Origin of the sequence: Paenibacillus sp. FSL L8-0638 (genome assembly GCF_038593075.1) — a bacterium.
GTDB lineage: Bacteria > Bacillota > Bacilli > Paenibacillales > Paenibacillaceae > Paenibacillus > Paenibacillus polymyxa_D.
Window position 1 is genome coordinate 2,213,767 of record NZ_CP151960.1, and the last position, 21,477, is coordinate 2,235,243.

Sequence of the window (21,477 nt, forward strand, 5' to 3'; positions counted from 1 at the left end):
AAATGTACACCTATCAAATAACATTACGATCAAAAATGAACAATGAATTCAGGAGGAAAACAATGAGTATACATGAATACGGTTGGTCTGATTACTGGAACGGTTTTTGGGACCAATGGAAGCAAAGCTTTGAGGAACGCGAAGGAAATACACAGGTACGTCCTGCTCGCTTGATTGCCGATTATGGACAAAAGGTGAAGCTTATCACAATGGATGGAGAACGCTGGGGAGCGGCTTCAGGTAAGCTACGACATGCTATTGTCGATCCGGCGGAAATGCCTGCCGTAGGGGACTGGCTAGCAATCACTACGCCAGATGAAGTGTCGGATGCAGTCATCCATGCCGTCTTGCCGCGGAAAAGTCGAATATCTAGACAGGCCGCGGGCTTTGAGACGAGGGAGCAGCTGATCGCTACCAATGTGGATACGCTGTTCCTTGTTAATGCGCTGAATCATGATTTTAATATGCGCAGACTGGAACGGTATTTAATTATGGCTTGGAACAGCGGGGTAAACCCGGTTGTCGTTTTGAGTAAGAGTGACCTTTGTGAAGATGTCGAACAACGGGTTGCTGAAGCGGAGGGAGTTGCCCCTGGTGTACCTGTTATCGTTATTTCTGCTTTGCAGAATGAAGGCAGAGAGCAACTGGAGACGTTTCTTCAGCCTGGCTCTACAGTTGCTTTGACAGGCTCTTCCGGTAGTGGCAAATCCACGATAGTAAACTGGCTCTCCGGGTCTGAGGTTCAACTGACACAGGATGTGAGGGAGGAAGACAGTCGGGGCAGGCACACAACCACTCACCGACAGCTTTTTCCTATCGCAAAGCAAGCCGTTTTGCTGGATACACCTGGTATGCGCGAGCTTAATCTATGGGATGATTCCATGGGTGTCGCTCATACCTTCACGGATATTATGGAAACGGCGCAGCAGTGCCGTTTTGCAGATTGCAAGCATAAGGGCGAAGCTGGATGTGCAGTGGAGGAAGCTATAGAGAGAGGGGAATTGTCGGAATCCAGAGTGAACAATTATCGCAAAATGCAGCGGGAACTGGAATATCAGGCGCGTAAGGAAGCAGACCGGCGCAGGAAAGATAGCCGTTCAAGCACAACCCCGGGGCGTAGGGATCAGCGAAGTGGCTGGCGACGTGATGTGGAGTGGTGAGCCGAACTGCAGTGAAGTATCAAATGTAAAAATATACGAAAATCTATGTTGTAGTCGGCATATGGTATAAAGGGGTGAATATATGCCGAACTACAGCATTGTGGTGGATTTATCGGATCGTCGTTTATATTTGAAGGATGGAGATCAGATTGTTCTTAATTATCCAGTCGGTATTGGCAAGCTGGCTACACAGACACCGCATGGGCAATTTACGATTATTAACAAACAACCTAATCCGGGCGGACCTTTCGGAGCGTTCTGGATGGGGCTGTCCAAGCCGCATTATGGCATTCACGGCACCAATGAGCCATGGTCCATTGGCAAGATGGTGTCACATGGCTGCATTCGAATGCAGAATAAGGATGTGCTTGAGCTTCAGGAGAAGGTAAGTATAGGCACGCCAGTCACGATACAGCCGTAGCGGTTAGACGACATGAGACTCTGTATCTACTCATACGTGGAAACCGCGTCATAGACTGTATCTGTGAAGCGTATTTCATGGCGAACGGCCGTAACTTTAAGTTAGATGCTGCGTTTAGTTACGATTTGGGTTGGATAGGGATACGGGCTTCAATCTGTTTGGAGCCCTCTTTTTCGTCTGCAGATTTGACTAACGGTCCCGAAAGACGTTCTCCTTGTGTACCATACGCCTGTTTGGCGTTGGTCCACATATCTTCGTTTGGTTCGAAACTTATGACTATGATGTAGCGGTTGGCAAGGCTCGGCTTTTTGACCCTCATGCTGAAGGAGCCGTCAGGCATAACTTTGGTTTGATCATCGTAGCCAAACTGCCATCGTCCCGGAAAATCAATCTTGAGTTTGACGTCCGACCCTTCCAGCAAATTGCTGCGCGCATATACATGATAATAGTTACCTTCTTGCTTCACGTCAGGCTTAATCCACACTTGAGGGCTACCGTAGTCCTTAGGTTTGTTCCAGACGGGCTTAACTAAAGGGGTATTGCGTTCTTGCTCAGGATCAAATTCAGCCCCGATCCGAACTTCATGCAGAAGCTGTTTGTTTTCTTCGTATTGATATACATAAGGACCTTCCAATTTGTTGCCACCGCTGCCATACAGATTTCGTATTTCATTGTCTTGGTCATCTGGACGGAACAGAACAGTCAGATCCATACTGCCCTGTATTCCGGGGCGTTGTACCTGGAGTACAAAACTTCCGTCCTTTTGAACGGTTGTCTCATCCGTGTACCCAGTTAACAGGGAGTTTCTGACTGCAAGATTCCCTTTGATCCGTGCTCCGGCCGGGAGGTTGGAATGTCCTGTAACCTTCACGGTATTTTTATCAATGCTGACGCCACCTGATATTTCGACATAGCTGCTGCCTTGCTGATGGACAGGTGTATGATTGGCAGCTCGTTCATCAAGGGATGATGCACCTTGGTTGGGATTACCCGTTACGGTGTAGGCACGTGCTTCAGCTTCATGTTGGGCTATACTCCGGGTTGAAGCTTTTTCCCTGCTGCATGCAGCCAGCATCGTTAGAATTAAGAATGCGAATAAAAGGTTGCAGACTATTTTGGTAATCATGTGTTTACTCATGGTTTTTGTTCGCTCCTTGTCCATAGCTTCCAGGCTTAACGTGATAAAATTTTCGAAACTTTATGTATTTACCCTTATTAAAGGGTATGTAATCCCGCCTGCTTTATCCTATAAGGAACGTACCTGTTTAAACAACAGGCAGAATGGTTAAAAATGGATAGCCTGATCATCCCCTTGAAAAGCAGGGGCAGCTTGCTGTAAAGGAGCCTGAGTCATATGTCCATTGACCGTTTTATCTTAAAAAAGCTGGACAACTGCCGGGAAGAGCATACACGCGCTAATTTACTAGAACTGTTTAGAATACGGATTGAGAAGGCGCAGAATAAGGAACGAGGCGGTAAAAAAGGTTATCGCAGAATACTTTAAATAAAGTCTGATCAATGCATAAGCTGCGGTAAGTCCCATGTATCAAATTTTTAAAGCTGCTGATATGGAGAGGGTGTTGAAATGTCCCTCTCTTTTTTGTGTGTCTAAAGTGGACAAAAAAAAGTCCCTCTTAATAGAGGGACAATGCCAATGAATCATTTTCACTAACACTATGCAGGATGGCTTCACAACCGACAATCTCTATACTGATCAAAGAGTTAAGGCATTTTTGAAGGGCACGCTTGCCGCTGGAGATTTTATTCTCCAAAGTGTTACTTAGAAGTTTTAATGTTTTTTGTACTGGTTGCTTATTTTCTTGATTGAAGTATACGGGAATACGTTTGTTTTGAAATGTAATTAATGTTCTCACAAAAATCACCTCGCCTGAGTTATTTCATGGCTTAATTGTAGTGCCCGTTTCTTAAAATTACCTTAAAAACACCTTATAAAAACATAAAGGTCTGAAAAATTTACAAAGTGTTCACAACAATCTAGGTAACAATCGAATTTAGTTCTAACTAATCGACAAAATGACGTATATACCCATATTAGAACCGATCCAATACATATTATTGATACCAATGACTCTACTAATATGAGAAAATATGACCAAAGTCACTGTTTTATTTTTGGAGTGGGTATTTTGTAACAAATTGACAGTCTAATAGTCGGATGCTACAGTTACGATAGCCATATTTCCGTGGAAATAGGCTTTTTGCGTGAACTTTGCTATATATTAAGGATCGGGAGGGATGACAGATGATCCTGACCGTGCTTTCAGGACGACAGGAAACAGAGTGGTTTGACATCGAGGTAGCTGATGAATACTCGGTGGAACATTTAAAGCTGATGCTGGGTGTGCGCATTTTCGGCGAGCCTCCGGCGGAAGGCATGCAATATATTATGGAAGCAAAGTTCCCGGAAGGGCTCTGGTTCAGGGTGGGAGATAACCAGCTACTTACAGGATCCGGCTTGCGGGAAGGCTGTACTGTGCGTATTCAGCGCGCTTTTTCGACAACTCAGGACGAAGCGCCTGTGTATGGAAGGCGTTCTCTGTTTCAAAATGAAAAAAATGGGTAAATACACACATGAAATTATATGAAACCTTGGTAAAATGAAATAGTAAGCGAAAAGGGGGACTTTTGTCTTGAATGCATTATACCAGCGATCCCCGAGATTAAGGCCGGCGCTCCGAGAGGAGAAGCTGGAGATTTTACGGCCTCCGGCTGAGCCGAGCAAGCCGTCTTTTTCTATTATATCTATACTTATTCCGTTAATGATGACGTTGGTGACTATAGGCTTTTACGTATATATGAGCAAAACAGGCAAGATGGGCAACAGTAACTATTTGATGTTCCAAATGGTCACTGTGGTCATGATGCTTACATCTTATACGATTCCTTTTTTTGTCTATCTAAATAATAAGAAGGAATACAAGCGCAAGCTGGAGGAACGGGACCGCATGTACCGGGAACAGCTCCAAAAGCATCGTGAAGAACTTGAAATGAAACGCGAGGAGCAAATTCGCACACTATATGAAATTCACGGTGACCCGCAAATATGCACTCAAATTGTCAAAAACCGCAACAGTTCACTTTGGGAACGATCACCGGAGGATGAGGACTTTTTGCAGGTGCGTATTGGAACTGGACAAGTTCCCTTTCATATAAAATTGCAAATTCCACGCCCAGACGGTTATGACCGAGATCCTTTGTTGGGAGCTGCGGATGAACTGGAAGAAGAATTTCGTCTGGTAGACGCTGCTTCCATTGCATTACCGCTGTTTCAATCCAAAGTGGTTGGATTGGTCGGCGATCGGGAACATACCCTTGCTGCGTTAAGAGTCATTTTGGCACAAGTGACGGTTCGTCACTCGCCAGATGAAGTGAAAATTGCTTCCTTCTATGACGAGCGAGAGGAAAGTGAATGGACTTGGATGCGCTGGCTTCCACATGTGTGGGATGATGACCGAATCCAGAGAATGATGTCAGACCGCAGTAGTAGTGCACATCAATTAGCAGATTTTCTGTTTGCCAGACTGAACCGCCGTAAAAATAATCGTAATGATCGTCAAGGCAAAGGGATGGAAGTCCCTTGTTATGTCGTTGTTTTATCTGACACCCAGCTGATTGAGGAAGAACCGTTGCTGCCGTTGTTATTGGAAGACGGCCGAGCCATTGATGCGTGTACGATTGTGCTGGCTTCTCGTAAAGAGGCTTTGCCGATGCAGTGTCAGCTGATTGTGGAGGCTTCCAAAGAGCAGGGCGTATATGCCCGTAAATCAGAGTCGGCGGAGGTTGAACAGCAAAGTTTTAAACCGGATCGTTTGTCAAAAGAGGAAGCCGATGCATTAGCGCGGTACATGGCTCCTATTCGCTTGAAGCGTTCCTCTGCTTCTGATATTCCCGCTGTGCTGCCTCTGTTTGATATGATGAGTGTAGCAAGTGTGGAAGAACTGGATGTGGCAGATCGGTGGCGACGTAACCGCCATCCTGATACCTTACCTGTGCCAATGGGCGTGCGAGCAGGCGGCAAGAAGATTATGATTAACCTGCATGATAAGATAGAGCGTCAAGGGCATGGTCCCCATGGCTTGATCGCCGGTACAACGGGTTCAGGAAAGAGTGAGGTTATCCAGTCCATCGTAGCCTCGCTTGCTGCCGAGTTTCATCCGCATGATCTTGCTTTTATGCTGATCGATTACAAGGGTGGAGGCATGTCCAACACGTTCGTTAACTTGCCGCATGTTGTGGGTACGATCACGAACTTGGACAATAATTTGATTGAACGTGCCAAAATATCTCTTAAAGCAGAACTGGTTCGTCGGCAGAAGATATTGAACGATGCAGGCAATTTACAGCATATTGATGAATATTACAGACTACTCCGGCAGCGGCAGGAACAACCGCTGCCTCATCTGGTTATTATTATTGATGAATTTGCACAATTAAAGCGGGATCAGCCAGAGTTTATGGACGAGCTAATCAGTATTGCTGCGATTGGGCGGACACTAGGTGTGCATTTGATTTTGGCGACGCAAAAGCCCGCAGGTGTCGTGGATGACAAGATTTGGAGTAACTCCAGATTCCGCATCTGCTTACGGGTGCAAAGCGAAGGCGATAGCCGTGACATGTTGAAAATACCGAATGCCGCGTGGATTACGAAGCCGGGACGAGGATATTTCCAAGTGGGTAGTGACGAAGTATTTGAAGAGATGCAGTTTGCTTGGAGCGGTGCGCCGTATATAGGCAACAGCGATATTTCTTCTGCACTACCTGTACATGAAGTGAGACTGAACGGAAAACGTGAAGCGCTACTGACGGGCGGCGAACGGGCAAGCTCAGGCTTAAAAGGAGAAGAAGCCCCTAAACAGCTTCAAGTATTTATTGATTATATTGCGAATGAGGCTGCTAAGGCAGGGATCGAACGGCTTCAGGGACCGTGGCTTCCGCCGCTGCCTGAGTTGCTGGATTTAACAAATTTGCCGGCATGCACCGAAATAGATAGTACATCATCACCTTTGGAGCTGAAGGCTCTTATTGGTCTAGTGGATGATTTGCCGAATCAGCGACAGGAGCCAATTTATGCATCGCTAGATCATGGTCATTGGGCTGTGTATGGCATGCCCGGCATGGGGAAAACAACCTTTTTGCATACGTTGCTGATGTCCACGGCTCAGCGATTTGCTGCGAATCATTGGAACGGTTATATCATTGACATGGGTCGAACGATGCGCGACTTTGGGGAACTTCCCCAAATCGGGGCTGTTATGATGGCTGAGGAGGATGACCGGATCAAGCGATTGTTCCGTTATCTGTTCAAGATGGTGGCCGTACGCAAGGAAATGCTTTCCGAGGCTGGAGTCAAAACAATAAGCTCTTATCGACGTTCTGCTGTCGAGGATATTCCGCAAATTGTCGTAGTTATTGATGGATATCTTAATTTCCGTAATGCTTATCCAGATGAAAATGAACTGCTGGAATCTCTTTTGCGAGAAGGGGGTAGTCTAGGCATCACGTTTATCATTACAGCGAACCGGATTACCGATGTGTTTGAGAAATTCCGCAGTAACATACCGAATGCTGTTTCTTTTGAAATGTCCGACCCGAGTGACTATTACTATGCGGTAGGGCGACCAGCCAAAACGCCAGGACCGTTAATTCCAGGTCGCGCTCTGGTTAAAGGGCATGTTCCTCCGCTGGAGTTCCAGACGGCACTGCCTTCACCAGGAGAAGATGAGGCGGAGCGATCAGCACGGCTACGCCGCAATATTGCTGGCATTGTGCAGGAATGGAAAGGCAAGCACGCACCAGCTATCCTACCATTACCTGAGCGGATTCCACTATCGGAACTGCTTCAGCAGTGGGATCGGACGAGTGGACCATCGGGCGCACTACCTTACGAAGTACCTGTAGGCCTACAGAGTGACGATCTTGAGCCTTTTCTCCTGAATCTGAAAGAAGGGCCCAATTTTATTGTGGGTAGTCCAATGGAGGGTGGAAAAACCTCCTTTCTAATGAGCTGGATTATATCGCTGGCTTATTACACATCACCCGACCAATTGGAAGTCTATACGATTGATACACGCTATGGAGGCGGGGGGCTATCTAGATTACGACATCTTCCTCATGTTAAGGCTGCTGCCGAAAGTGAGGAAGAAATGGGACCTCTGGTACAGCAAGTGTATGACATTGTTCAACAACGGAACAAGGAGGGGAATGATCCCGAATTGCTCCTGGTCATTGATGATGCGGATATGTTAAGCAAGCAACTGAACGATTTTATGATAAAGGATCAGCTCTCCGCCATTGTACGGTTGGGACGTGATCGCAATGTGCATGTCGTGCTCTCGGGTGTGCCATCTGATTTCCCTACTTTTGGTGTGGACTGGTTTAATGATGTCAAGGCAAGCCAAAGCGGTATGCTATTTGGAACACTAGATTCGAATGATCTATCGTTCTTTCGTATCCCTTATTCGGAGGCGAACGCCGCTACTGGTGGACTAAAAGTCCTGCCACCTGGGCAGGGGTACTACGTACGGCGCAAATTTACCAGGATAAAAGCGGCAATTCCCTTCTCAGAGCAAGTGAGCTGTGAGGATTGGATAACGAAAATTCGTGACCGATGGCATGTTGTAGTTTGAAGGGAGGTGGCTCATAATGTTAACGTTTCAAGCTTCCAAGCAGAAGTTAATAACCCTCAAGGCGAAGGAACTGTTTTTTCTGGCAGGCGTATTGGGTTCTGACAGACTGCTTGGGGTGGAAGATCCGTTTAAGGGCTATCTAGCAGAGGAGTTGGCGGAAGAGTGGGAGCAAGTAAAAGCTACTCTTTTGGAAAAGGGTTATCTAAAGCGGGTAGATAAGGGCAAAGAGCTAGCAATGCCTCCTACTGTTTTTTCAAGAGTTGCTATCGCGGGATTATCCAACAGGGCTTGCCGTATACGCTATGTGCGGGGAGGTAAGCAATTTGAAGGCTATCTCCATTGCACGAACGAGCGTGTAGTGGAACTCGTGAAATCCGCTGATGAACCCGATGAGTATCGATTGTACGATCTGGGTAATGTGGAAAAGGCTTGCGAGACATTGATTGATAAAATGGGTTGGGTAGATCGACTTGTGCCTGAATCCCCCGCACTAATGTTCTCCAAGCAGGCGTTTAATAAAATTTACGAGCAGTCGGCAGGAGAAAGTGTGTCTTTGATCAGCAGTAAACTGACCGAGGCTAGCGGAGATGCAGAGGGGTCTGCAAGACTGGCTCAGTCTTTGAGTTCCCGTGTAGCTGAGGGAGAACTGCAATTGCTTGTTTGGAACGGCAGGGAGTGGGAATCACAACGGGCAGCCTTTGTCCTGTGTCCTGCAATGAACTGGATATTTCGGATGAGCTCTAGTGGTAACGGGGACTGGCTGATTGCAGCTATGGCTTCAAGAGATCAGTTTGTGGATTTATTATTAAATTGGTTGAAACAGTCGGCAGTGAATGAAGAAGTGACAGAAGAAGGGTGATGGATATGCGCATTCGAGTTGAACCGGATGTGCTTCGGGGGCTTAGCGGGCAGCTACAGCATGCGGCGGAGCAAATTCAACAGTTAACAGCAGGTTTGGAGCAGGCGTTACAATCGCTGGATTGGGATGTATCTGCACGCGAGGCGATCTTGAATCATTGGATGCAGGCCAAGCGGATGTCAGAACAGATCCATGCTTACCTCCATACATCAGGTACACAACTGAACCGAAAGGCAGAGCAGTTTCAGTCTGTTGACCACAACTATCAAACGATACTGTCATTTGCCAGCCAACCATTGGGACGACCCGTCACGATGCTCGATTGGTCGAATCAGCAATCACCGTCTATTCTGCCTGGGCAAGCTTCGGAAGGAAGCAGCCTGATTTCTAACCCGCAGTCTGTCGTACATGCCATTTCTGGTGTACAGTCTTCGGATGTAGAAACGTTGCATCAGGATATTCTGATGCAGGCGTCTTCTAGCAGTCCGCAGGATTGGTATTTTACTGATCCGTCTACAGTAAGAGATCAGCCTGTCGCTTAGTTGGGATCGCGTTCCGGGACAATCTGGATCGATTGCAAAATTACTTGAGCTCGTTCCACAATTCCCGGCTTTATGGGACTTATTAGGTGTTTTTTTGTTAATATTATACTGTTAGGTGCTGTTTTATAGTTAAAAAGTGGGATTGTTACAATTAGGTCCTTTGCCTTTTGTAGGGAATTTAATAGCCATAGTACAATTTGAACCAGATAAACAAAAACATTATTTATCATCAAGGAGGACTCAAAAAATGGCAGGACGCATTTTAATTACCCCAGAACAGGTTGATCAGGTGGCTAACCAATTTAAACAAAGTGGTGAGCAAAGCCAGCAGATCGTTTCCAGTTTGACACAGTCCATCTCAGGTATGGAAGGTCAATGGGAAGGTATGACTAAACAACGCTTCTTCCAAGAGTTTCAGGAAGCTAGCAAACAAATGCAAGCTTTCGTAACGACTTTGAACAGCATCAGTCAAGAATTGACAGCTATCGCTAACAAATTCCGCACGGTTGACCAAACGAAATAAGTTGTCTTGCCTGATAGGCATTAACTTATCATATACCACTCTATTAAGAAGCAATATGTGAGCCATTCCTCACGGTTTGGCACAGGATGTTCAGGAAAAACCGGGCGATCTTCGGATACCCGGTTTTCTTGCCATCCATAGATGTATATAATAAGGTGAGGAAAACTAGCATACTGAATGATGTAAGGAGAGGGATGTTTCATGTCTTTTCAACCGAATCCGGGAGACGAATTGATCATAAACGGCACAGCTTATGTGGTTGGACGACATCCCGCTGCACCCGGTTTAGCCTATGCTCAAGCAGGGCGTCAGGGAATTGTATACCAGCTAAATGCCAAAAACGGAGCGCCACATGAGGCAAAAGCTCTTAAGGTGTTTTTTCCGAAGTTCCGCATCCCGGCTATGGTTTATCAATCTGAGCATATGGAAGCATACGGGGATATTCCCGGTTTGCAGGTATGCAAGCGTGATGTGCTCACTCCAGAAAGAAACGGAAGTCTGATTGCCGAGCAGCCTGATTTGCTGTATGCGGTACTGATGCCATGGGTTCACGGTATGACATGGTTCGATTGTCTCACAGATCAGCGTCAGCTTGAGGCTTCCGATAGTCTGGCTTTAGCCAGAGCATTGGCAGGGATCGGTTCAGCTATGGAGCAAAAAGGATTGGCGCACTGTGATTTATCGGCGCCGAATGTGATGCTTCCGTTTTTTTCTGAAGTGGAACTGCCTGAAGGCACGTCAGCTGTGGAATTGGTGGACGTGGAACAAATGTATAGTACTAAAATGGATCGTCCAGACGCTCTATTGGCAGGTTCGCCAGGGTATGCCGCCCATCGTACCGTCCACAGCGGGTTGTGGAGTGCGTATGCAGACCGTTTTGCAGGGGCAATCATTATAGGAGAAATGTTAGGCTGGTCTGACCGTGTAGTAGTCGACAAAGCGTGGGGCGAAAGTTATTTTGATCAGCATGAAATGCAGACGCCTTGCGAACGTTATTTTATTTTACGAAAATCGCTGGAATCTCGTTGGGGCAGCAAGGTGGTAGAATTGTTCAGCCGTGCTTGGGATAGTCAGGATTTAAGCAGTTGCCCTACTTTTGGCGAATGGCTGGTTGTACTTAATGCGGTTACTGAGCAGGAAATTTCAGTTGAGGCTATAGAACCGGAACCTGCTGCGACAGAAACAATAGAATCGGCAGCGGTGGGTGGCCTTTCCAGTGAAGCTGCATCCTCTTTGTCAGCGCCTGCACCGCTCAAGACTGAACAGGCTGCACTGCTAAATCAGGCCGCCCTGGAGCAAGGAGAGCGTGGGGTAACGGACAAGCTGTTCCGACAGGCACGTGATTTGGAGCAGCAAAACAAACCTGCTGCAGCGCTGGAAGTATACCGGTCGTTGTATCATTTTGTAGAAGACGGCAGTCCTTTGCATGTGGAGGTGTCAGCTGCGATCACAGGACTAGAGGAGCAGTTGAATCCCATGACGCCAGAGCAACCTGAAAAAACAAAAGCCTGGTATCGCTCCAAAGCGTTTATCGTGACAACTGCGGCCGCAGTCGTTCTATTGGCAGCTGGAATCCCAGCCGTGAATATTCTTGCAGATCAGTCCAATCAGCGGCAAATCGAGGCAGCCAAGCAGGAAGAGGCAGCGAAGGCTGCAAAGGCGGCCGAGGAAAAGCTGGCAGCCGAGCAGAAAGCGGCTCAAAAATTGCTGACGGAGAAACAACGACAGGAAGCGGAACAGCAGGCCAAACAACAGGCACTTGCTGCTCAAAAGCAACAGGAAGAGCAGAAGAAACAGCAAGCCCTTATCGCTCAACAGGTTAAATATGAAGCTTATCTCGCTCAAAAGGAACAAAATAAGCAGGCGGCTGCCAAGTTGGCGAAGCAAAAAGCGTATGATCAACAGGCAAAGTATGAAAAATACTTGGCTTTGAAAAAAGAGCAGGAAGCCCGCGCCGCCCAGGAAGAGGCAGCTCGTAAGGCAGCAGCCGAGGCGGAACAAAAGCAAAAAGAGTCCATGCATGCGCGAAACAAGGAGAACGTTCTTCAGCTTATTTCCCTGTACAACAAGGCGTATGCCTCTCAGGAAGGTGGCAGCGCTGCGAAGGCAAAGAGCTTTGCGAAGCGTTTTAGATCACTATATGATAGTAATCCTTCTTATTATCGTTCGGTAGGTGAAGTAGGATATCGGGCCTCCTCTATTTATAATTTTTTAGGAGATACGAATTTTAGACTGCCTAAAATTTAATATTTCATATGTTTATATATAGGCGGAATGATAGATACGAAACAGATGGAGATAGAAGGTAACTGAGGGGAGCATGTACAAACCATGAATTATACAATACAGGCTTCACAACGCACTCCCGCCCTGATCATTTACCTGATTGACATCAGCGCGTCGATGAACATGCTGATGGAGGGGCGGCGGCGTATTGACGTTGTATATGAAGCTATATCGTTGGCGATCCGGCAGATGGTTTTCCGATCAACCAAAGGAAATCGGCTGACAGCGCGCTATCGGATTGCGATTTTGGCTTATAGTGACGACGTGTATGACCTGCTGAATGGTGTCAAGGGAATTGATGAAATCGCGGCCATTGGTTCGTTGCCCGATTTGACGCCCAAACGGTTTTCAGATTCAGCAAAGGCCTTCTTGCAAGCTGAGCGTATTTTGCAAGCGGAATTACCAGGGATGCAGGACTGTCCTGCACCTTTGGTCTGTCATATGACAGATGGAGTTTCCACAGGTGATGATCCGGAACCGATTGCGAAGCGTATTATGAGCATGAGCGTACCGGACGGTAATGTACTGGTGGAAAATATATTTTTATCCGACAGGTTGCTGGAAACGCCTATTCAGGACCCCCGTCGCTGGAAAGGTCTAACACATAATACGCCGTTGCAGGATGAACATGCTGTGAAATTGCGTGATATGTCTTCTGTGCTGCCTGAAAGCTATCGGGAAATGCTATTTGAGGCAGATTATCAGTTAGGTGAAGGAGCCATTATGATGCTACCCGGAACCTGTGCGGAACTGGTGTCCATTGGGTTCCAAATGTCGGCCGCAACGCCTGTACGGTAAGGAGGTAAAAGCATGAATCCACTGCTGTCCCTGCTCCCCGCGAGCAAAAAAAAGGGAATGAATGCAAAGCTGACTCAGCAATTTGCTTACATAAGCTCTCAGACAGGCGATCAGCCTTTATCATCTCATCACAGTCGTTTTATGTGTCGTTATGGCTATGGAAGGTCTGCCGAATCTGCCAGTATGGGAGAAAGCGGACAGGATTTCGCCGCAGTACGTATTCATAAATCCGTCTGTTGTTTTGTCTTGTGTGATGGTGTCGGGCTCAGTTACCGAGGAGATTTTGCGGCCCGCTATCTGGGTTCTTCTTTACTGGATTGGTTGGAACGGGGACAAGATCTGTCTGCTGATCAATTGAGAGTGTACCTTGAAGGTTTGGCAGGTACAGCGGCAGAGGAACTGGATCGGCAGCCATTGGATCACGAATCAGGCTTAATGCGTTCGGTATTGGAAGATAAACGTCGTCAGGGTAGCCAGTCCATGTATATTTGCGGTAAAATCGAACTGCCGAAGCGTGGTAGCCGTGGCCGTCTCCGACTTGCCTGGCAAGGGGATTCACGTTTGCGACTATGGAACGGTGCCGAAGAAATCAGCGAGCTGTTCGATCATACCTTCTCTACAGCGGAGCGCTGGTCCACAAGTCGTGGGCCGATTGGAGGGAAGCCTCATTGGTATGAAAGAAGCATTCCCGCAGATATGCCGATGAGATTACAGGTATATACGGACGGTTTATCCGATTTGGACCCCATTCGCGAGCCTGTCCCTGATGAGCAGATACAGGTACTGCTGGATGCATCCCATACCGGGGGACTTGATGATGATGCTGCATTTATTGAGCTGCAGTGGTAAATAAAAGGACGTTATACAACCATGGATATGGATGTATACGTCCTTTTTTTGGTGAATACATAGAACATTACGATTCGTTAAGATATTTATAGAATGTAACGAGGAGGAGAAGGAAAGAGGCGCTAAAGTGCGTAATATTCGTCCTTTTCTTAAATATCGCAAAGGAATAGCAAAAAATGCGCAAAAATGGTGATTATAAAGTATATCCTTTTGGGTAATCTTGTGATTATACAGATTACTGAAAGGGAGCGATACATATGAGCTACACATATGCAGGAGGCGCACGCTTTGAAGGCAAAACGGCTCTAATCACGGGAGCTGGTTCTGGCATTGGCAAGGCAACAGCCATTCAAATGGCTAGAGAAGGAGCAAATGTCGCTCTTTTTGACGTAAGTAGTGAGCGTATTTTGGAGACGGAAAGAGAAATTAATGCTATACGTGAAGGGTCAGCGAGGGCTTTTGACGTGGACATTGCCGATCCGGTGCGCGTGGAAAAAGCAGTTCTGGAAGCGGTTGAATTATTTGGCGGGCTGCATATTATTTTTGCCAATGCGGGAATTAACGGGGTCGTCGGACCGATTGAGGATCTGAGCATTGAGGATTGGCGGCAAACGTTGTCCACGAATCTGGATGGTACCTTCCTGACGGTGAAGTATACAATACCACATTTGAAAAAGAACGGTGGCGGCAGCATTATTATTACCAGCTCCATTAATGGAAATCAGCGCTTTACCAGCTTTGGGATGTCAGCCTACAGTACATCGAAGGCGGGTCAAACCGGTTTTGCTAAAATGGCTGCACTGGAGCTGGCTAAGTTCCGTATTCGTGTGAATGTCATCTATCCGGGTGCCATTTCGACGAATATTGATGAAACCACGGAGAAATCGGAAGGGTTAAAGCAAATTACCATCCCCGTCAAGTTTCCTGAAGGAGGGCAACCGTTGGCAGATGGACCGGGTCAACCCGAGCAGGTAGCTGATTTGGTAACATTTTTGGCCTCAGATCATTCGCGTCACATTACTGGCGCACAAATTGTCATTGACGGGGCAGAGTCGTTATTGTTTTAGAAATAGAGCATTGTCTGGGACAGAGAAATGTTTTGTGGTATCCTGAGTGTATTGTCTTGGTTACGGTGCGAATGTGAAGCTCACATAAAAAACCTGGATCCTTCGCACCTCGAAATTTGTCGGATGCATGTCGAATGTGAACAAAATATGAACTTGTGAAGTGTGCAAATTCATTTTTCGACATCAATTGTTAAAATTTATGCTAAAATAGGGCTGCATAAGATTGAATTTCCCCACTTTTCGCTGTCGCACTCTATATGAGTGCGTGGATTGAAATAATCGGATGAAAGATGAGATCGCCAAGCCGCCTGTGTCGCACTCTATACGAGTGCGTGGATTGAAATTCTTGGTCTCCATATCTATATGGTCATTATCGAGGTCGCACTCTATACGAGTGTGTGGATTGAAATCCTGTCGTCCCACCCTCCCCGAAGCGGCTCTTTTGGTCGCACTCTATACGAGTGCGTGGATTGAAATAGTTAGTGTAGCTCCTACTTGAATTCTTTTGTACTGTCGCACTCTATACGAGTGCGTGGAGATAATACATCTTTCAACAACAAATAAATGCAATATGAGTTGTAGTTATTTTTTTGCAATACCTTTAATTATGAGTCGGATTCTGAACAAGAAGAAACACGCTTTCCACAGCGCACTATGTTTTTTAATGTTGCGAAAGAAGCCGTTGAAAAAGCAATTCAAACGGTTAAAAGTAACTACCTTGCCCTCGACAGAAGCTATGGATTACCATGATGAACAGCAAAGCAATGGGCTGAGAATTCGTGGTTTACAGGTAGGATATGAGGCAAGCCATCCCGTTATATCGGGCTTAGAGCTTACACTGGAACCCTAGAACGGTTATTAATTACTGGGAGGACAGGCAGTGGCAAATCTACGCTATTGTATTGCTTGACTGGGCTCATGCATTATGAAGGGGAAATATGGATAGGGGGACGGAATATTCGGACTCTTACTCCTCAAGAGCTGTCACGAACCAGTGTAACCATAACCCAACGTCCTATTCTGTATCAAGGAACCCGAAAAGCCGATCTGTACCAGCTCATTGCAGACGAGCTACCAGGTACGCTCGTGATCGGCATTTCACACAAGGCGACTCATGGAGATTTCTATCAGTATGTACTAAACATGGAGACGTTGCAGGTATCCCGACTTGAAGGGGTTACTTATTAGAGGGGCTATAGAAATTCATAAATTCACACAACGGTAAATATGTTGCCGCTGTGTGGATTTTTTTGATTTTCAAATGATGATTGGATGCTGAGGTGATGTATTTTGATGTATCGACCGGTGCATCTACTAGGACAAGACTAGGCAGTTTCATGGAAATATTAATTTTTCTTTAAAAAGAAGGAATTTGTAAATAATTGACGAATTATGTATATGGGACTTTAGACCTCGATTTGTTCTTCACTGATAAAATAGCAATGGTTCTAAAGTTCTATATAAAAGTTGTATGAATTAAGCTGATCTAGTATCTGGTTCAATTGGAAAAAAAGACAATTTGCCATCTTTATCACAAAACTATTTTGTGGGAGGAAAATGAAGATGAATAGTAATCCACTTCAGCTTATTGCTGATAATTACATTGAAGTTAACAAAATGATGGTTAGAGAGATTGAGTTGGCAACAGCGCATCCGAGTCTAACCGGGAACTATCGTGAGGAGATGTGGAGAAAATTCTTTCGTAGTTTAATCCCTCTTAAGTTTTCACTTGTCCACGGTGCGATGATTATTGATTCAGATGGGGGAATATCCAATGAAGTTGATATCGCAGTGATAGACGAACAGTACACCCCCTATATTTTCCAGTATAATATGTTAAAACTTATTCCAATTGAAGCAGTCTCTATGGTAATTGAGTGTAAAAGTAAAGATTTATCTAAAGATAAATTGGAGGGAATAACAAAGTGGGCAGAAAGTATTGAAGCCCTTCAATCTAAGAATACAGGTATTGCTAGAATGGCATCAGGATATTGTACAGGAATCACTAATAACACTCAGTCTAAAACACAACCTATTAAAGTATTGGTAAGTCTCAAAGACTCTGTTAAAGATTCCACTCTTGAAAAATTAAAAGAATACTTAGGCAACCATTTTGATTTTATTATTCAGGAGCAGGCTGATGTCACAGATCAGCAAAAAATGTTCCAAGTGCTAGTTAAAAATGAACATAAAACATTAGGCTGGTGGGGTGAGCGACTGAATAAGGGAATAGATTGCAAGAATGAACAATTAGGATTAAAAATCTCTAGTCCAAACAAATGGTCTGAAGAGCAGTTGCAGTCTGTTAAAGATTCCAACCTTATAATTAAGGAAGAGACGGTCATAACAAATACTTTGGGGGATTTACGTATTGAGGGGAACCCGTGGCTAACCTTGAATTTGCAACTGAATCAATTGCTTATGCTAATTAATAACCCTATGTTGTTCCCGCATTTTGCATATGCCACAGCATTTAAAAAGTTACAAAGCGAACAAAGCGAACCTGAATAAATACAATGGGTGCTGATTTAATCAATGGAGGCTAGAACATGGCAGCAGATTTATTTAATGGATTGATGAACCAATCCGCTGTATTACAAAGAGAATATGTAGTTCAGCTAATTACTCCAATGGCGGTTCATGGAGCTGATAAAAATGTGGCGGATTTTCGTATTTCTAGTTTTCGTGGGATAACGAGATATTGGTGGCGAGTAATACAAGCGGAGACCGACATGAAAGCATTATTAGAGAGAGAGGAAACTTACTTCGGTGGAGTTACAAAGCAGGAAAGTGGGGGGAAATCTCCAATCCGTTTTTCCTGGGATCACAGTAAATTGAATCCTAGTTCAACTCAAATGCTTCCTCATAGACGACTTCTACAAAATGAAACTAGAGATGAAAAGTATTTAAGAGGTAGTAAGAGTCAAGCATTGAATGCTGGTCAAAGCATTTCGCTCAGTTCTTCTGTGACAAAAACCAACAAAAATGACTATCATAATATATTAGAATTCACATTTATGCTTGCCAGCATGGGACAGAGGTCACGAAGAGGATTTGGAGCTATGCAGTGGGAGCAACATAGCTTTGACACGGTTCAAGAGTATATTCAACATTTAAAAGCATTGCTACTACAACTAGGCTGCGAATCGAGCATAAATGGCAACCAACTGGGTCTAACTACACTACTTGAAGTAGGACGGCGTCCTGTCCTGAAGGCGGTTTGGGTTGGAGCAGCATACGATTGTTATGAATCAGTGTTGAAAGACTACGGGTTATCATCTCATGAGAGAATAGGTGACAGAAGTCTTGGTGGGGTAGAAGGCCGTAAATTTAGATTTGCTTCTCCACTATGGGGGACTGTTCGGAAGATTAATGGAAAATACTATCCTATTATCTCTGAATTGCAATCTCAACAAGCTTTAGGATCAAACAGTTATGAACAAGTGAGAAATAAATTTTTGAAGCGCATGGGGGTGAAACTGTGATGAATAGACAATATGCTATCTTTGCAATTGGACCCGTGCAATCGTTTATAGCAGCCTCACGTAAGCTTGAGGATTTATGGGGAGGTAGTTATTTACTATCCTTTCTGATTAAGAAGGCATTAATGCACCTTGAGGAAATTTGTAAAGAGAAAAAAACAAGTTGCGATCTGATCTATCCACACTATAGTCCCAAAGAACAACAAGAACAACTAAATAGTAAATCACTAGCTGTTGCTAACTATCCCAATCGGATCACCTTTACTCTGTGTGCGGATGCGGAGACTTCTCAGAACATTCTAATTGAATTAGAGAAAAAGGTACGTGAAGAGTTGCAGAGAATTGCTGATTGGGCAGTGAATCGGGTGTTTAATAACAATACCCAGGAGGCTAAGCAACGTGTTATTACATTACAAGAACAGGCACGTAATCAAGTAGATGCTTTTTTGGAAGTCAATTGGATTGCTTATTCTTTTCAAGAAGATGAAGGGCAGGGGCGTCAGGAGGCTGAACGTTTATTTCATGCATTGAAAGGTCAGCGACAAATGCACTATATTCCAGAGAAAGGATTAGCATGTACGGTATATCAACGCATGGATGCCCTCTGCTATGAACAGCCTAAGCCAACTGACCGCTATGCAGATTTGAAAAGAGAGCTTCATAATACATGGAGTAAACGCAACCGGAGCTATCAGCCTTCCTCAAAGGATGATGAAAATGCACGGATACGGAACAATGAATATTTATGTGCTATTAGTCTGGTTCGCAGAGTGGCAAGAGACTTTTTTCAGGAAGAGTACGGAGTTGGTTCCGAAATATTCAGAAAGTATGAGTCCGTCGTTACAATTAGACCGAAAGACACTACTCCTGTAGATGGTTCCCATGATAGTTATTATGCGGTGTTATTAATGGACGGAGATAACATGGGACAATTCTTTAATGTTGCTGAACAAGAAGTACGCAATACAAGTCAACAGTTGAGTATTTTTGCCAGTGAAGCCGTACCTAGAATTGTAGAAGAACACAGTGGTGTGCTTCTGTATGCCGGAGGAGATGATGTGCTAGCATTGTTTCCTGTTCAGACGGTGCTCTCAGCTGCGTATTCACTACGTTCGGCATTTGGTGACGAAGAAAATGGTCTGAAGGGAGCCACTGCATCGACAGGTATTGCGATTGGTCACAAGAGAACCCCTCTTCAGCAGATGTTGAACCAGGCGAGAGCTTTAGAGAAAGAAGCAAAGTCTTATCCCAGCACCAGCAACCCTCAGAAAAATGCATTTGCCCTTTCAGTGCTACCACGTTCCGGAGAATTTTTGGGGCCAACCGTTCTGCCATGGGAATGTGAAGGAAGCATTCTCACTGAGGAATTAAGTAAGCTTGTTAAGCTTCTAAGCAATGTTATGTCTACATCCTTCATATACCAATTCTCATCAACTTTTCAAAGCATGATTGATGCTAAGGAGCAGCATAACCCTGAATTCTTGGCAGAAATGGTGATGCTTGAATGTCGACGTTTAATTGATAGATCCGTTTATGATAAATCCAAACTAAGTGATTTAAGAGTAGAATTGTCTAGCTTAGACATGCTGTACCATCATTTGCAATTAGAAGGATTAATTGATTTATTTAAAATTTTGGCGTTTTTCAATAGAAAGGAAGATACAAGTGCGAGTATTGACGTTGACGCCAGCTGATTCCTTTTTCTTCAAAGGTCATATGATGTCTGAAATGGGTACACCATCTCAGTGGTCATCCTGTTTCCCACCACGGCCCAACACTGTTTATGGCGCTCTTAGATCAGCATATATTCATAGATACAGCAATTTTGATGAATTCCGGTTGGAGAGTGATCCGCATACCAAGGAATGGATGGGTAGCCCGACAACATTTGGCACATTCAGACAGATGGCAGTTTTAATAAAGCAGGGTGAGGATATTTTGCTGCCTATACCCATGGATTACAGGATTAAGCATTCAATGGAGAATGGTAAGGAAATCTTACAGGCTACTTCACTGAAGCTAATAGAAAATAATGTAATGTCCAATGCCAACGCCAAATATACTTTGGTAAAAAATAATGATTCTGAACGTGAGGGTAAGGATGTAGACCGTAGCGGTAAGTTCACGTCATTACAGGAATGGCGTAGAAACGTAATGAATCAGGAGCAAATCACTCAAATTCATTCGTTGAAAGAAATCGTAGATACCTACACGAAGACAGGGATTAAAATTAATCAATTTACTAGAAAAGCTGAAGATTCTCATTTTTTTCAAATGAATATGATGAATATGCAAGAGGATTGTTCATTGGTATCATTGGTTCCAGAATCCCCGGATTTTTCCGATGTTCCTTATGTCAGTCTAGGAGCGGAAAATAGACCATGGTTTGTAAAACAGGATCAAATGGAGTGGAGCATATGGACTGATGAACAGTTGTTGGAACTGGAAGAAATGCTCTTGCTAACTGGAATAGCTAGAATTATTCTACTGACGCCACTTGTTCTGCCTGAAAATTGCTCGCTAATAAACCCGAGTTTACATGATGATTGTACATGGTCAATGACTCCCGGGGTAGATGTTGAACTTCTAACATGGGTAACAGAACGCTCTGAGCTATACGGGGGATGGGATATTGTTGGACATCGCCCCAAACCAAGAGTGTTGATGTTACCTGCTGGCACCGTGTTTTATGTGCGTGTACAGCCGCAGGATATTTCCAAAATAGTGGCATTAGCGAATGGATTTACTTTATTTCCTGGTGAAACCGAGGGTAGAGATATTGAGGGATTTGGCTTCGCCGTAATCGTAGGTATGAAGCACATGGATAATAATTAATTAGGAGG

At 44.9% G+C, this 21,477-nt stretch carries 20 protein-coding genes and 1 CRISPR repeat array; of the genes, 18 read left to right on the forward strand and 2 right to left on the reverse strand.

Annotated features, from left to right (window positions below; translation table 11 throughout):
- The first annotated feature begins 62 nt into the window (after positions 1–62).
- Together rsgA and MKY35_RS10180 are read left to right on the forward strand one after the other, a co-directional pair.
- Positions 63–1,160 (forward strand): ribosome small subunit-dependent GTPase A, encoded by a 1,098-nt coding sequence (gene rsgA, locus MKY35_RS10175; RefSeq protein WP_342446267.1) that lies wholly within the window; start codon positions 63–65, stop codon positions 1,158–1,160.
- A gap of 82 nt (positions 1,161–1,242) precedes the next feature.
- Entirely contained in the window at positions 1,243–1,581 is a 339-nt protein-coding gene (locus tag MKY35_RS10180; protein ID WP_342446268.1) for a L,D-transpeptidase, read from the forward strand.
- A 118-nt stretch (positions 1,582–1,699) separates the two neighbouring features.
- On the opposite strand, the gene MKY35_RS10185 is transcribed toward MKY35_RS10180, so the two are convergent.
- Positions 1,700–2,719: a flagellar motor protein MotB gene (locus MKY35_RS10185; RefSeq protein WP_342446269.1), complete on the reverse strand. Its 1,020-nt coding sequence runs from the start codon at positions 2,717–2,719 to the stop codon at positions 1,700–1,702.
- A gap of 216 nt (positions 2,720–2,935) precedes the next feature.
- On the opposite strand from MKY35_RS10185, the gene MKY35_RS10190 reads away from it, so the two are divergent.
- The gene (locus MKY35_RS10190; RefSeq protein ID WP_023988262.1) at positions 2,936–3,085 is read left to right on the forward strand and encodes a hypothetical protein; all 150 of its coding nucleotides are present in this window, start codon (positions 2,936–2,938) and stop codon (positions 3,083–3,085) included.
- Positions 3,086–3,215: 130 nt separating this feature from the next.
- On the opposite strand, the gene MKY35_RS10195 is transcribed toward MKY35_RS10190, so the two are convergent.
- Positions 3,216–3,455, reverse strand: coding sequence for a hypothetical protein (locus MKY35_RS10195; RefSeq protein ID WP_013370782.1), 240 nt, complete (start codon positions 3,453–3,455; stop codon positions 3,216–3,218).
- Positions 3,456–3,844: 389 nt separating this feature from the next.
- Between MKY35_RS10195 and MKY35_RS10200 the strand changes: the two genes are divergently transcribed.
- The 15 genes from MKY35_RS10200 (at position 3,845) to MKY35_RS10270 (ending at position 21,469) form a co-directional block, all read left to right on the forward strand.
- Positions 3,845–4,165, forward strand: coding sequence for a hypothetical protein (locus MKY35_RS10200; protein WP_029517061.1), 321 nt, complete (start codon positions 3,845–3,847; stop codon positions 4,163–4,165).
- Between the two features lie 67 nt (positions 4,166–4,232).
- Positions 4,233–8,228: a type VII secretion protein EssC gene (gene essC / locus MKY35_RS10205; RefSeq protein ID WP_342446270.1), complete on the forward strand. Its 3,996-nt coding sequence runs from the start codon at positions 4,233–4,235 to the stop codon at positions 8,226–8,228.
- Between the two features lie 16 nt (positions 8,229–8,244).
- Complete coding sequence (locus MKY35_RS10210; protein WP_029517063.1) at positions 8,245–9,087, forward strand: hypothetical protein; 843 nt, start codon at positions 8,245–8,247, stop codon at positions 9,085–9,087.
- A 5-nt stretch (positions 9,088–9,092) separates the two neighbouring features.
- A complete protein-coding gene (locus MKY35_RS10215) occupies positions 9,093–9,629 on the forward strand; it encodes a WXG100 family type VII secretion target (RefSeq protein WP_029517064.1) in 537 nt (178 codons plus the stop codon).
- A 247-nt stretch (positions 9,630–9,876) separates the two neighbouring features.
- Positions 9,877–10,152, forward strand: a complete 276-nt coding sequence (locus MKY35_RS10220) for a WXG100 family type VII secretion target (RefSeq protein ID WP_013309990.1) — start codon at positions 9,877–9,879, stop codon at positions 10,150–10,152.
- Between the two features lie 201 nt (positions 10,153–10,353).
- Positions 10,354–12,399 carry a hypothetical protein gene (locus tag MKY35_RS10225; protein WP_342446271.1) on the forward strand — a complete coding sequence of 682 codons (2,046 nt, stop codon included), beginning with the start codon at positions 10,354–10,356 and terminating at the stop codon, positions 12,397–12,399.
- Between the two features lie 84 nt (positions 12,400–12,483).
- Positions 12,484–13,236, forward strand: a complete 753-nt coding sequence (locus MKY35_RS10230) for a vWA domain-containing protein (protein WP_013309992.1) — start codon at positions 12,484–12,486, stop codon at positions 13,234–13,236.
- A gap of 12 nt (positions 13,237–13,248) precedes the next feature.
- Positions 13,249–14,085 (forward strand): hypothetical protein, encoded by an 837-nt coding sequence (locus MKY35_RS10235; protein WP_342446272.1) that lies wholly within the window; start codon positions 13,249–13,251, stop codon positions 14,083–14,085.
- 257 nt (positions 14,086–14,342) lie between these two features.
- Entirely contained in the window at positions 14,343–15,152 is an 810-nt protein-coding gene (locus MKY35_RS10240; protein WP_342446273.1) for an SDR family NAD(P)-dependent oxidoreductase, read from the forward strand.
- A gap of 245 nt (positions 15,153–15,397) precedes the next feature.
- Positions 15,398–15,696: a CRISPR direct-repeat array (repeat unit 32 nt; unit sequence GTCGCACTCTATACGAGTGCGTGGATTGAAAT).
- A 120-nt stretch (positions 15,697–15,816) separates the two neighbouring features.
- Positions 15,817–16,002: a hypothetical protein gene (locus MKY35_RS10245; protein ID WP_342446274.1), complete on the forward strand. Its 186-nt coding sequence runs from the start codon at positions 15,817–15,819 to the stop codon at positions 16,000–16,002.
- A gap of 11 nt (positions 16,003–16,013) precedes the next feature.
- Positions 16,014–16,340: an ATP-binding cassette domain-containing protein gene (locus tag MKY35_RS10250; protein WP_342446634.1), complete on the forward strand. Its 327-nt coding sequence runs from the start codon at positions 16,014–16,016 to the stop codon at positions 16,338–16,340.
- A gap of 375 nt (positions 16,341–16,715) precedes the next feature.
- Entirely contained in the window at positions 16,716–17,663 is a 948-nt protein-coding gene (locus tag MKY35_RS10255) for a DUF6602 domain-containing protein (protein ID WP_342446275.1), read from the forward strand.
- Positions 17,664–17,701: 38 nt separating this feature from the next.
- Positions 17,702–18,637, forward strand: coding sequence for a type III-B CRISPR module RAMP protein Cmr1 (gene cmr1, locus MKY35_RS10260; RefSeq protein ID WP_342446276.1), 936 nt, complete (start codon positions 17,702–17,704; stop codon positions 18,635–18,637).
- On the forward strand, positions 18,637–20,328 hold the full coding sequence (cas10, locus tag MKY35_RS10265; protein WP_342446277.1) for a type III-B CRISPR-associated protein Cas10/Cmr2: 1,692 nt from the start codon (positions 18,637–18,639) through the stop codon (positions 20,326–20,328). The genes cmr1 and cas10 overlap by 1 nt, the downstream gene beginning before the upstream one ends.
- Positions 20,315–21,469 carry a type III-B CRISPR module-associated Cmr3 family protein gene (locus MKY35_RS10270; RefSeq protein WP_342446278.1) on the forward strand — a complete coding sequence of 385 codons (1,155 nt, stop codon included), beginning with the start codon at positions 20,315–20,317 and terminating at the stop codon, positions 21,467–21,469. The genes cas10 and MKY35_RS10270 overlap by 14 nt, the downstream gene beginning before the upstream one ends.
- Positions 21,470–21,477: the final 8 nt, after the last annotated feature.